Origin of the sequence: Larkinella fluvii, from assembly GCF_051857545.1 — a bacterium.
Classification (GTDB): Bacteria; Bacteroidota; Bacteroidia; order Cytophagales; family Spirosomataceae; genus Larkinella.
The window spans coordinates 170,810-182,890 of the sequence record NZ_JBPZHB010000011.1 but is presented as its reverse complement, the minus strand read 5'-3'; the positions used below and the strand labels follow the sequence as shown (position 1 = coordinate 182,890).

Below are 12,081 nucleotides of genomic sequence, written 5' to 3'. Positions count from 1 at the left end.
AAGGATCGGGACAGAATCAGCACGCCATTTTTTCCTGTGTAAGCCGAGTTCCGTGTATCTTGCACCAAAAATACCGAAAATCGACGAATGAACATCCTCGGAATTATCCCGGCTCGTTATGCCTCCAGCCGTTTCCCGGCCAAAGCTCTGGCGGATATTGGTGGAAAAACCATGATTCAACGCGTGATGGAGCAATCCCAAAAGGCGACCTCCCTCAGCCGGGTAGTGATTGCGACCGACCACGAAGCCATTGCGGGGCCGGTCCGCGCGTTTGGCGGAGAGGTCATCATGACCTCCGAGAATCACCAGAGTGGAACCGACCGGTGTTACGAAGCGATGCGGGCCGTTGGAGAGACGTTCGATTATATAATTAATATTCAGGGTGATGAGCCTTTTATCAAACCTGAGCAGATCGATCTGCTGGCTTCGGTGCTGGATGGACAGACGGAACTGGCCACACTGGTGAAGCGGATCGAAGATCCGGAAGTGCTGTTCAATCCGAGTACACCGAAAGTGGTACTGAACAGCCGGGGAGAGGCCCTGTATTTCAGTCGCCAGACGCTTCCGTACCTGCGCGGCTGGCCGTCGGAGGAATGGCTGCAGCACCATTTATTTTACAAACACATCGGTATTTATGCCTACCGGGCCGATATTCTGGGTCAGATTACGCAGTTGCCGCCCTCGCTGCTGGAAAAAGCCGAAGCCCTCGAACAACTCCGCTGGCTCGAAAACGGCTACCGGATTCGCTGCGTCGTGACGGAACTGGACAGCTACGGGATCGACACGCCGGAGGATCTGGAGCGGTTGGTGCATTAGTGTCCCATAGGGATTAAACAGCGTAGCGTCGGTAGAAGATGGGTTTTTGCTAAAGATCGCGTGCCGTGGGACACGCAACCATTTGTCCGGCAGTCGCGTACCTCACGGCACGCGGGGGAGCGATTCGCCTTGTTGCTACCGACGCTGCGCTGTTCAATCCCTTAGGGATAAGCATGCCGGATACTCCCAAACTCAGACCTCGCGCAATATCTTTATCCGTCGCAAACTGCTAGAAAAACAATCATTTTTCAAAAAGGTGAACTGAAAAAGGTAACTTGCCCGCCGGTCAAGACCGATCATTTCATTGGAACGAGATGTTAAAGACTGTTAAAATCGAACCACCTAAACAGTTTCGGTCGTTACCAAGTTGAATTAGAATACACTATTCAATCTAACCACGCAGAAAACCGTATCATGCAAAATTATTCCATCCTCTGGGCCGATGACGAAATTGACTTATTGAAACCCCATATTCTTTTTCTGAATAACAAAGGATATACCATTACACCCGTGAACAGTGGGGCTGATGCGCTCGAAAAAGTGGATCAGGAAAACTTCGACCTCGTTTTTCTGGACGAAATGATGCCAGGGATGACGGGGCTGGAAACGCTCCAGCAAATCAAGCAAATGCGGCCCAACCTGCCGGTTGTGATGATTACGAAGAGTGAAGAAGAGCACATCATGGAAGGGGCAATCGGGGCCAAAATTGCCGATTACCTCATCAAACCGCTCAACCCCAACCAGATTCTGCTGTCGGTTAAAAAAATTCTCGACAACAAACGCCTGGTCACCGAAAAGACGAACCAGAGCTACCAGCAGGACTTCCGGAATTTATCGAACCTGTATAACGACCGCGTCGATTTCGAAGATTGGGTCGATATTTATAAGAAGCTCATTTTCTGGGAGCTGGAACTGGATGGCGCGCAGGACAAGAGTATGGGCGAAGTTTTCAACATGCAGAAGAGTGAGGCCAATGCCACGTTTTGCAAATTCGTGATGAACAATTACGAAGACTGGCTGAATGAACCCAAAGGCGACAAACCGGTGATGTCGCACCAGTTGATGCGGAAGAAAGTGTTTCCGTTGATCGAGCAGAACAACCCGCTTTTCTTCGTGCTGATCGATAACCTGCGCTACGACCAGTGGAAAGTGATCGAGCCGATCCTATCCGAGTATTTTACGGTTGAAGAAGAATCGTCCTATTATTCTATTCTGCCGACCACGACGGCTTTTGCCCGGAACGCCATTTTCTCGGGGATGATGCCGAGCGATATGGAGAAAAAACATCCCGATTTGTGGGTGAACGACGACAACGAAGAAGCCGGTTTGAACAACAACGAAGACCAGTTTCTGAAACGCCAGATCGACAGCAGCCGCCTGAACATCAAGTTTTCGTATCACAAGATTCTGAACATCAACCAGGGCAAACACCTGGTCGATAACTTTAGCAACCTGATGCAGAACGATCTGAACGTGATCGTCTACAACTTCGTGGATATGCTGTCGCACGCCCGGACGGACATGGCCATGATCAAGGAACTGGCCCCCGACGAAGCGGCTTATCGCTCGATTACGCGGTCCTGGTTTAGCCACTCGCCTTTGCTGGAACTGGTCCGGAAGATTTCGGAGAAGAACGGTCGGCTGATTATCACCACTGACCACGGCATGATTCGGGTGCAGAAACCGGCCAAGATTGTGGGCTACCGGGATACGAACACCAACCTGCGCTACAAGCAGGGCAAAAACCTGGGTTTCGACGACAACCACCTGTTCGTTTGCCGCAAACCGGAAAACTTCTTCCTGCCCCGGATTCACGTCTCCACGGCCTATGTCTTTACGCTCGAAGATTATTTCTTTGCGTATCCGAACAACTACAATTACTACGTTAATTATTACCGGGATACATTCCAGCACGGCGGAGTCTCGCTGGAAGAAATGATCATTCCGTTTGTGTATTTGAAACCGAAGTAATAAAGAGTTAAGAATGATGAGTTAAGAGTTAAAAGTGTAACGCGCCAGCCAACTCTTAACTCATCACTCTTAACTCTATAATCCCTGCTCAATCACCTTCCCATCCTCAACGCGCAACACCCGGGCGGGATACTTGCGGAGGAAGTCGTAGTTGTGGGTGGCCATCAGGATGGCGGTGCCGGAATTGTTGATGGTTTGGAAAACATTCATGATTTGTTCGCCAACGGCCGGGTCGAGGTTTCCGGTGGGTTCATCGGCAATCAGAATCATGGGTTCGTTGAGCATGGCGCGGGCTACCACCACGCGTTGCTGTTCCCCTCCTGAAAGCTGGTGGGGCATTTTTTTTTGCAGAGTTCCCAGACCCACCTGCATCAGCACCTCGGAAATGCGGTTTTTCATCTTGGTCTGATCCGTCCACCCGGTGGCTTTGAGCACGAACCGCAGGTTTTCCTCGATGTTGCGATCCATGAAAAGCTGAAAGTCCTGAAAGACAATGCCAATTTTCCGGCGCAGATACGGAACATCCTTCGGCTTCAGTTTTTCCAAGCCAAAACCGGCCACGCGGCCGGTACCCGCTTGCAGCCAAAGGTCCGCATACAGCGTTTTGAGCAGCGAACTTTTGCCGCTACCCGTTCGGCCAATTAAAAACACAAAATCCCCTTTGTTGACGTCAAACGTCACATCAGCCAGGACAATCCGACCTCCCTGGTAGATATCAGCCTGATTCAGAGACAGAACGGGTTCGGTAGAGAACATAATTGTCAGTTAAGAATTAAGAGTTAGGAATTAAGAGTTAAAAGTTAACTGTGCGGTTTAATGCGTCAGCCAACTCTTAATTTTTAATTCTTAACTCATAACTTATTTGGTAGCTGCTTTCTTGTGATCGGCTAAAAACTTGGCCAGACCAATGTCCGTCAGGGGATGGCTGAAGAGGGCGTTGATTACGCTCAGCGGCCCGGTCATGACATCGGCGCCCACTTCAGCACACTGGATGATGTGCATCGGGTGCCGAACGGAAGCCGCCAGAATCTGCGTGCCGTAGCCATAATTGCGGTAAATTAGGGCAATTTGCTCGATTAGCGCAACTCCATCGACCGAAATGTCATCCAAACGACCAATGAAGGGAGACACATACGTGGCACCTGCCTTGGCCGCCAGCAGGGCTTGTCCCGCCGAAAAAATCAGCGTGCAGTTGGTTTTGATGCCCTTTTCCGTGAAGTAGTTGATGGCTTTGATGCCTTCCTTGATCATCGGTACTTTCACGACAATTTTATCATCGATTTCGGCCAGTTCTTCGCCTTCGGCAATCATTTCGTTAAACGTAGTCGCGATCACTTCGGCGCTTACATCGCCATCGACAATGTCACAAATGGCTTTGTAATGCTGCATGACGCTGTTTTTACCGGTAATGCCTTCCTTCGCCATCAGAGATGGGTTGGTGGTCACCCCGTCTAAAATACCCAGATCCTGCGCTTCGCGAATATCGTTTAAATTGGCGGTATCGATGAAAAATTTCATAGAGTCTAAACTGAAAGAAAAGAGATGATATGAGTGATTAGATTGCGTTCAACAATAAAGATAATCGTTCAATCAGACGATCGGATTTTTGATTTTCCGTTGAGCGAATCAGGTTCTGAAGCGATTGGGCCGCGTTCAGAATGCTGGAAAACAAAAAAAGGCAAACCGACATCTCACCGCTACGACCGCCTACCCTTGCTTCTGTCAAGACCTGGGGGATTCAGCAGGAGCTGGTAGTGCCTGTTTGCCGGGTGCAAAATTAGTAATTTATGCAGGAAAATAAAAGCCGCTGGCTACTTTTGTAGCAATTTCACGTTGATCCTATGAGAAAGACCGTTTTAAATACCCTAAAAGGCCGTTACCCGTTCGAAAGAATCTCAGGAAAGAGCGGCAGAACGCTCGGGATGGGCCTTGTTGTCTATTGCCTGCTCATCCTGCAATCCTGCACATCGTCGGAAGGCAAACTGACGGAAGCCCGGGCCTTGATGCAGCAGGGCAAATTTCGTGAAGCCATTCAGCCCCTGAATCAGGCGATCGATGCTGATGCGGATAATTACGAAGCGTTCAACAGCCGGGGCGTCGCCTATTTTGAGTTGAAAGACTACGAAAATGCCCTGCTGGATTATGAGCAGGCCATTCAGTTGAAGCCCGACTTCTATAAACCGTATTACAACCGGGCGAAATTGAAAACCGCCCGGGGCGAAACCGACTCGGCTTTGAAAGATTACGCCGAAGCCATCCGCCGGGCACCTGACTCCTCCGACATTTACCTCGACCGGGGCCAATTGTTTGCCAACAGCGGGAATCTGGTATCGGCTTTGTCGGACTTCAACCAGGCCATCCAACGGGATGCGAAAAATTCACTGGCGTACTTCAACCGGGGAAACATCCGGTTTCAGCAGGAAGAATATCCCGAGGCCCTGAATGATTTTACGAAAACCGTGCAACTGGACGCTAAATTTGGCAAAGCGTTCAACGCCCTGGGTGTGACCCAGGTTATGATGAACCAGCGCGAAAATGGATGTCTGAGTCTGAAACAGGCCAAACAATTGGGCTATACCGAAGCCCAGGCGTATCTGACCGAATACTGTCAATAAAAGATCTTTTACACTTTTATACCTACTAAACCCATGCGGAAGATTCTTGCCATCACGTTTGGTCTGTTGTTTACCCTCTTCGCGGCTTTTCAATACAACGACCCCGACCCACAGGTGTGGGTTCCCATTTATGGATTTGCTGCTATTGCCAGTTTTATGGCGCTCGGAACCGCCGGGCGTCCGTGGTTTTACTTGGCGGCCGGTGCCATTTACCTGGTTTCGGCCATCTACTGGTGGCCCCCACAATTTGAAGGGTTTTTATTGGACGAAATGGGCATGAAAACACTCAACGTCGAACTGGCCCGCGAATCCGGCGGACTGGCAATCTGCGCCGTGGCCATGCTGCTGCTGGCGGGATTGACGCGGGGAAACTCGTCTGTCAGAACCGGTCACTGACCACGGCTTTTTTAAAATAAACGCTCTTCGCACTTTTGGCGGGAATCATCGACTGAATGGCTTCGGCGGTTTCGATGGGCAGGTCGGATTCCAGAATGCTGGCGCCGTCTTTGAAAACCGCCCTGTAAGCGGCTGCCCGCTCGTCCGGCGTTCTGAGTTTGTCATAGGTGGGAGCCGCCGAAATCATGCACATGACACCTTTTGCATTCAGCAAACGGTACATTTCCTGGTTTTCGGGTTTGACATCCGGGCCAATGTAGGCGATCATCTGCGAAAACGGAATCCCGGCTTTCTCGTACTCCTTCATCGCCTGGGGCGTTTTCACAAAAGCCGAAAACATCTGGTTTTTGTTTCCTTTGTAGTAATATAAGGCGTCTTCGGCGGTGTGAACGGTCAACATCACGAAGGCGTCGGCTTTGTGTTCTTTAATGAGCGCGGCAATCATCCGGAAAGGCACATCTTTTTTGTCCAGATTCAGAATCGTTTTTCCCCGCGCCCAGTCGATGGCTTCGGCCAGTGTCGGAATGCGGTGTTCGGTGATATTTCCCTCCGCATCTTTCAGCCGGAATTTCTTCAGTTCATTCCACGTATAGTCGCCCACTTTCCCGGTTCCGGTGGTGGTTCGTTCCAGCGTCGCGTCGTGCATCAGCACAATCACGCTGTCTTTGGTCAGACGTGGATCGATCTCGAAAAAAGCCGGGGTGTGTTTCAGCGTGTTCTCGAACGTCGCCATCGAATTCTCCGGAAATCCTTTCACCATGCCACCCCGGTGGCCGCTGATGATCGGCCGGTCTTTGCCCGTCCACCGGAAAAAACTGTGTAGTTCTTTGGGCGTTTTGATCGCCAAAATGTGCAAAGGTTGCTGGGCCTGGACGAGATACGGGAAGAAAAGGAAAGCCAGAAAGGGAATTGTTTTAAACATACCAATCAGGGAGTGAACAGTCGTACAAGGGTGACGGGTTACGCTGGCGGCATACCTGCCGACTGTATGGGTTTTTGAACCGCAATTTGGTTAAAAATGCCTGAGTTTATTCGGTTTCGGGGGCAATTTTAAAACCACGGAGATGTATACACACCGAGGGCCTGCCCGGAACAACTCCTGACAGGCCCTCAATAGATGGATTAAAAACCGCTTATTTCTGCAGAACCAGACTTTTCGTGCGAACGTCCTGCCCCTGTTGAACCTGAACCATATACAGCCCGGTGGCACCGGTTAACCGCACTTTCTGCTTCTGGATTCCACTGCCTTCCAGCGTGCTTGTAAACCAGTTGCGACCCAGTAAATCGACAACCGATACCGTCGATTGCTGCCAGGTGGCGGTGTAGAAGCTTACCTCAAATTCGCCACTTGTCGGATTCGGCGCGACCAAAATCTGGATGCCGGATTCGTCATCGAATGAGGCACTCAAGCGGGCGCCGGGGGCGCAGGGGCCGAGCACTTTGGGAGCCTGTTTCAGCGTGTAAGTGCTGCCCAGCACGCGCGCCGAAATGGTATGGGTCCGGTTGTCTTTCAGATTATCGGGTGTCGGAAAGCTGTAGACGTGCCGACCGTCACCTTTTCCGGCGGCTTTGATGTCCTCGCGGTAAATATCGGCCAGTGCCGTTCCCAGGGAGGTGTTGCCTTCCAGAAACTCGACCGTCAGCGGGGTGTTGGGTTTGTTCCGATCCCAGACCCACCCCCGTATCGTTCCGCACTCGACCTTGTCCAGAAATCCTTCAAAATTGCCGGTTACGGTGGTTGGATTATTGATGGTAACCGTAACGGCAGTCGAGGAGCCGCTTTCGCAACCGGTTTCCTTTTGGCATTTGGCGGTATAACTGGTCGTTATGGTGGGGTTCACGGTGATCGGCGATCCCGTCTGGTTGGTGCTCCAGACCACCGTATAAGCACACCCGGTAGCCGTCAGTTGCACACTTTGGCCGGATGTCGCCGTCGTGGAACTGGCATTGACGGCGGGGGGCGCCGGTGGTGTACAACCGCCCGGGGCCGTAATCTGAACCACGCTACTGAACTGCGAGGTTTCGCTCGTACTGATCATTTTCAGGCGGTAATACGCCGGTGAGGAGGTATTCGAATGTGTGAAACTGTAGGTTTTGGTGCCATCACTGGTACCGGCTGCCGCCACTTCACCCACTTTGCTGTAGGAACTGCCGTTGGTACTGAATTCAACTTCAAACCGGCGGGAGTTTTGCTCCTTGCTGGTGGCCCAGTCCAGTTTTTTCTGCGCTCCGTCGATGGCGCCTGTAAATGACGTCAACGTGACCACAAAGGGCGCGGGTGCGTCGGCCGGAAAAGCTCCGAAGTATTTGTCCAGAAAAGCCAGGCGTTTCTCGAGCCAGGGATCGATGTAGGAGAAGTCGGCTAATGCCAGTCGGTCGGGCCACCGCAGGGTTTCGCGGGCGTAGGCTCCTTCATTCTGGAGCAGGTTATAATGAGTCCGCAATTCCTGTTTGATACTTTCCAGGCTATAAATGGTGCCTCTCAGCTCAAACCAGCGTTTTCGTAGTTTGGATTTAAACCCATCGGGGTCCTGCGACAGGAGCCGGTTATAGAGCCCGTTGGTCATGACATCGTTCGTATGGTATTCTTTATTTCCCGTAAAATCATACCCAAACGAAGCATCCAAATCCCACGGAAGGTAAAAGTATTTTTCACCTTCTTTGTATTTCGCCAGCACCTGGTTGTTCGACATGTTATCCGCAGCGCGGATGGCGTTAATGAAAACGAAATTGTCGATCAAACTGGTAATTTCCACCCGGTTGAAAATACCGGCTTTAAAATTCTGATTGGAAGAATTAACGATAAAGTTTACAAAGTCATAGAGGTTAAACCAGAATGACTGTTTCGGATAATCGATTTCGAACCCGCCCCAACTCAGTCCGGCATTGGGATCGTAGCTGGGCAAAGGTCCGGTATATTTAGTTGCACTTCCCGGATTAGTCTTGTAGAGTTCGCCCCTAACTTCGCCGTCGTCGGTGATTTTCTTGAGTTTTAATTGCTTCCGGTCTTCCTTTTCGGTCAGCAGATAAACGCCGTTATAAGAACCGTTAATGAATACATCGGTATACCGGAACCGGATTCCGCCAATGGCTTCCGGTTCTTTCGCGATATACGGCAGCGTGTGCGTTTTTAGCCAGAGTGAATGCGCCGTTGCATTCTGGAGTCGCATGGATTCGCCGTACATGGCCAGCAGGTAATAGTCACTGTCTTCGCGCAATCCGTCCAGACTAACATCCCGGCTTTCATCCCCTTTTATATCGTTCCACAACTCCATATTATACCCTTTCTTCGGGTAACCTCTCGAGAAATTTCCCCGTACCCGAATGCCCATGTAAGACGTCACCAGTGGCTTATCCGCGGTAGAAAGGGTAATCGTTCCCGGCGTCCGGACATCGTCTTCTTTTTCGTTAATAGCTTTACTGTTAACGGTTTTAACGTTCAGGATCGGCAAGCCAGTGAAGAACAGGGTAAAGATGGCTCCGTTGTTGTTAATCTTGTAGGCCTTGCCCTTTTCAAAAGCGGCAGTCGCTTCTGAAAAGGTATACTCCTTATCAAACATGATTTTCGGACGTGCCGGTTGTCCGGGTGGAATGGCCGGAATTCGATTGCAGACGATCAGCTTTCTTGATTTATCAACCTGAAAGCTCTCAGGCTCGACACTAATGGACTGTGCGCATACTACCGTGGTTTCCAGAAAGGAAATCAGCAGGAATATTCCCAAAAAACACGAATAGAGGGATTTAATAGCGGTAAAGGTTTTCTTCATAACGCGAGAAAAATTTTAAGTAAGGAGTGATATAAAAGAGGTTAAAAGCTATATGACGGCTAAACAGGCTTCTCAAACGGAATAAGTTCTATTTCTGCGTCATATACTACTACAAATATAGAATTTATTTATAGGATGGTACATTGATTCTTTACCAGGAGAGGAAGTGAATTATCGGCCTATACCCAAAAGCTTCATTCGGCAGACTAAATGGCGTGACCGGGTGACTAAGAACTGCATCATTTAAAAGGGTAATTCGGGTTAAGTTATCAAACGGTATAACTATTCCGATTGTAGAGGTGGATGTTTTTGTCCGATAATAGCGTTTTGTATGTCATAAAAATTGCTTGTAAAAGCAATTTTAAATTGACTTACTACAAGACAAAATTTATGGTAGAAAGAATGAATAAAGCGCATGTCGTAATAGGCTTCGGTTACGACATGCTCCGGCAATGCATTCCTATTACTTCGGAAATCTAGTTGAATGTATGCCGGAATTCGAGCGGAGAGAGATTCGTTTTATTCTTGAACAGTTTGCTGAATGACTGCGGGTATTCAAAACCGAGTTGATACGCAATTTCGCTCACCGAGAGGGAAGTGGTCGTCAGAATTTCCTGTGCTTTTTCGATCAGTTTATTGTGGATGTGCTGCTGGGTGCTCTGGCCCGTCAGGTTGCGCAGCAGGTCGCTTAAATAATTGGGCGAAATGGCGAGTTGTTCCGAAATGTAGTGTACCGTCGGCAGCCCCAGTTGCTGCACTTTCTCGCCGGAAAAATAATCCGCTAAGAGCGCTTCCAGCTTGATCAGCAAATCATGGTTGGCAGCCTTTCGGGTGATGAACTGCCGGTTGTAGAACCGGTTTGAATAATTAAGCAATAATTCAATGTGCGAAACAATAACATCCTGACTGTAGGAGTCAATATTCGAACGATATTCCTGTTCGATATTCTTCATAATGGTGGTGGCCATTGCTTCTTCTTTTTCGGAAAGATGCAGGGCTTCATTCGCGGCATACGAAAAAAAACCGTAATTGCGGATGGATTTTGCCAACTGGTAATTCCGGATGTAATCGGAATGCACCACCAGCCACCAACCCGAAAGTGCCAGTTCATCCGTGATATCCGTGGTAATGACTTGCCCCGGTGAAAAGAACGTCATGATCCCTTCGTCGAAATCATAATAGTTCTGACCATACTTTAATTTTCCTTTGAATCCTTTTTTAATGCAGATCGAGTAAAAATTGTAAATAAGGCTTCTCATGCTTTCATCCGTATAGCAGGTTATTTCTTCGAAATTAATCACGCTCACCAGCGGGTGTTCTGGTTTGGGTAACTCCAAAATCCGGTGTAATTCAGCGATTGAACTGATAAAATAGGGAGAACGGTCGTTCTTTTTCATGCCGGTTTCGTTTTTAAAGAACCGGAAAAGCATTTTTTGGCAATGCTTTTCCGGGTTGCCTTTCTACTTTTATTTATAAGTTTACCATCGCCATTCCTCCAGCGTCATACCGGTCGCCGGTTGGCGTTCCCAGCGGAATGATGGCTTCCAGCCGGGCCAGTTCGTCAGCACTCAGCGTGATGCCGGTGGCCGCCAGATTCTGCTCTACGTATTTCACGCGTTTGGTACCCGGAATGGGCAAGAAGCCTTTGGCAATCACCCAAGCAATGGCCAGTTGCGACGGCGTAATGTCTTTTTCAGCGGCCAGTTTCTTGATCTCGTTCACCAGCTCAATGTTTTTGTGAAACTGCTCCCCCTGAAAGCGGGGAATGCTCCGGCGGAAATCGTTGGCGGGAAAATCATCTGGTGTCTGAATGTCGCCGGACAGAAATCCGCGTCCTAACGGCGAATAGGCCACAAAACCGATGCCCAGTTCCTGAATCGTTGCCAGAATACCGTCTTCCTCCACACTGCGTTCAAACAGGGAATACTCGGTCTGGACCGCCGTCAGGGGATGAACGTTGTGCGCCTTCCGAATGGTTTCCGAACCCACTTCCGACAACCCGATGTACCCGATTTTCCCTTCCTGAACCAGCTCGGCCATCGCGCCTACGGTTTCTTCAATCGGCGTGTTGGGGTCCAGACGGTGGAGATAATAAAGGTCGATGTAGTCGGTTCCCAGGTTTTTCAGCGAACGCTCGACGGCTTTTTTGACATAGTCCCGCTGGCCGTTGATCCGCCAGGTCAGTTGCTCATTATCGTCGATCTCGTAGCCAAACTTGGTGGCAATCACATACTGATCCCGGTTTCCCCGGATGGCTTTGGCCACGAGCCGTTCGTTGGCGAGTGGGCCGTACAAGTCCGCCGTATCCAGAAAATTGCCGCCCAGTTCGAGCGAGCGGTGAATGGTCGCAATGGATTCGGCTTCGTCGGCTTTTCCGTAAATATCCATGCCCGCAATCTGCGTCATGCCCATGCAACCCAGTCCAATGGCCGGAACGACAAGCCCCAGACTGCCTAGTTTCGTTTTTTGAATACTGCTCATAAGTTCTCTTGTTAAATCGGAGTCAACTATTGACG

General features: G+C 49.8%; 10 protein-coding genes. 4 read left to right on the top strand and 6 right to left on the bottom strand.

All coding sequences use genetic code 11. The annotated features are described in order from the left end of the window. Nucleotides 1-87: 87 nt before the first annotated feature. Entirely contained in the window at nt 88-816 is a 729-nt protein-coding gene (gene kdsB / locus ACS5NO_RS27620; RefSeq protein ID WP_439418122.1) for a 3-deoxy-manno-octulosonate cytidylyltransferase, read from the top strand. Between the two features lie 414 nt (nt 817-1,230). Further along, nucleotides 1,231-2,787 carry a T9SS response regulator signal transducer PorX gene (porX, locus tag ACS5NO_RS27615; protein ID WP_439418121.1) on the top strand — a complete coding sequence of 519 codons (1,557 nt, stop codon included), beginning with the start codon at nt 1,231-1,233 and terminating at the stop codon, nt 2,785-2,787. 75 nt (nt 2,788-2,862) lie between these two features. On the opposite strand, the gene ACS5NO_RS27610 is transcribed toward porX, so the two are convergent. Next, nucleotides 2,863-3,543, bottom strand: coding sequence for a cell division ATP-binding protein FtsE (locus ACS5NO_RS27610; protein ID WP_114407801.1), 681 nt, complete (start codon nt 3,541-3,543; stop codon nt 2,863-2,865). A gap of 102 nt (nt 3,544-3,645) precedes the next feature. Continuing rightward, on the bottom strand, nt 3,646-4,305 hold the full coding sequence (gene fsa / locus ACS5NO_RS27605; RefSeq protein ID WP_114407802.1) for a fructose-6-phosphate aldolase: 660 nt from the start codon (nt 4,303-4,305) through the stop codon (nt 3,646-3,648). A 404-nt stretch (nt 4,306-4,709) separates the two neighbouring features. Here fsa and ACS5NO_RS27600 point away from each other — a divergent pair, with 404 nt between their 5' ends. Beyond that, nucleotides 4,710-5,402 (top strand): tetratricopeptide repeat protein, encoded by a 693-nt coding sequence (locus ACS5NO_RS27600; protein WP_439418120.1) that lies wholly within the window; start codon nt 4,710-4,712, stop codon nt 5,400-5,402. Nucleotides 5,403-5,435: 33 nt separating this feature from the next. Further along, a complete protein-coding gene (locus tag ACS5NO_RS27595) occupies nt 5,436-5,798 on the top strand; it encodes a transmembrane 220 family protein (RefSeq protein WP_439418119.1) in 363 nt (120 codons plus the stop codon). Here the strand turns inward: ACS5NO_RS27595 and ACS5NO_RS27590 are convergent. From ACS5NO_RS27590 to ACS5NO_RS27575, 4 genes are all read right to left on the bottom strand, one after another. Next, nucleotides 5,782-6,720: a glycerophosphodiester phosphodiesterase family protein gene (locus ACS5NO_RS27590; RefSeq protein ID WP_439418118.1), complete on the bottom strand. Its 939-nt coding sequence runs from the start codon at nt 6,718-6,720 to the stop codon at nt 5,782-5,784. The genes ACS5NO_RS27595 and ACS5NO_RS27590 overlap by 17 nt on opposite strands. A 211-nt stretch (nt 6,721-6,931) precedes the next feature. Continuing rightward, complete coding sequence (locus ACS5NO_RS27585) at nt 6,932-9,565, bottom strand: CotH kinase family protein (protein WP_439418117.1); 2,634 nt, start codon at nt 9,563-9,565, stop codon at nt 6,932-6,934. A 476-nt stretch (nt 9,566-10,041) separates the two neighbouring features. Next, nucleotides 10,042-10,962 (bottom strand): helix-turn-helix domain-containing protein, encoded by a 921-nt coding sequence (locus ACS5NO_RS27580; protein ID WP_439418116.1) that lies wholly within the window; start codon nt 10,960-10,962, stop codon nt 10,042-10,044. Nucleotides 10,963-11,035: 73 nt separating this feature from the next. Further along, nucleotides 11,036-12,046, bottom strand: a complete 1,011-nt coding sequence (locus ACS5NO_RS27575) for an aldo/keto reductase (protein ID WP_439418115.1) — start codon at nt 12,044-12,046, stop codon at nt 11,036-11,038. Between the last annotated feature and the right edge of the window lie 35 nt (nt 12,047-12,081).

What these genes read in the sequence shown, in the direction of transcription:
- ACS5NO_RS27600 (WP_439418120.1), top strand. Translation starts at nt 4,710, where the DNA reads ATGGGCCTTGTTGTCTATTGCCTGCTCATCCTGCAATCCTGCACATCG.
- ACS5NO_RS27580 (WP_439418116.1), bottom strand. Translation starts at nt 10,962, where the DNA reads ATGAAAAAGAACGACCGTTCTCCCTATTTTATCAGTTCAATCGCTGAA.
- ACS5NO_RS27575 (WP_439418115.1), bottom strand. Translation starts at nt 12,046, where the DNA reads ATGAGCAGTATTCAAAAAACGAAACTAGGCAGTCTGGGGCTTGTCGTT.
- ACS5NO_RS27590 (WP_439418118.1), bottom strand. Translation starts at nt 6,720, where the DNA reads ATGTTTAAAACAATTCCCTTTCTGGCTTTCCTTTTCTTCCCGTATCTC.
- fsa (WP_114407802.1), bottom strand. Translation starts at nt 4,305, where the DNA reads ATGAAATTTTTCATCGATACCGCCAATTTAAACGATATTCGCGAAGCG.
- ACS5NO_RS27595 (WP_439418119.1), top strand. Translation starts at nt 5,436, where the DNA reads ATGCGGAAGATTCTTGCCATCACGTTTGGTCTGTTGTTTACCCTCTTC.
- porX (WP_439418121.1), top strand. Translation starts at nt 1,231, where the DNA reads ATGCAAAATTATTCCATCCTCTGGGCCGATGACGAAATTGACTTATTG.
- ACS5NO_RS27585 (WP_439418117.1), bottom strand. Translation starts at nt 9,565, where the DNA reads ATGAAGAAAACCTTTACCGCTATTAAATCCCTCTATTCGTGTTTTTTG.
- kdsB (WP_439418122.1), top strand. Translation starts at nt 88, where the DNA reads ATGAACATCCTCGGAATTATCCCGGCTCGTTATGCCTCCAGCCGTTTC.
- ACS5NO_RS27610 (WP_114407801.1), bottom strand. Translation starts at nt 3,543, where the DNA reads ATGTTCTCTACCGAACCCGTTCTGTCTCTGAATCAGGCTGATATCTAC.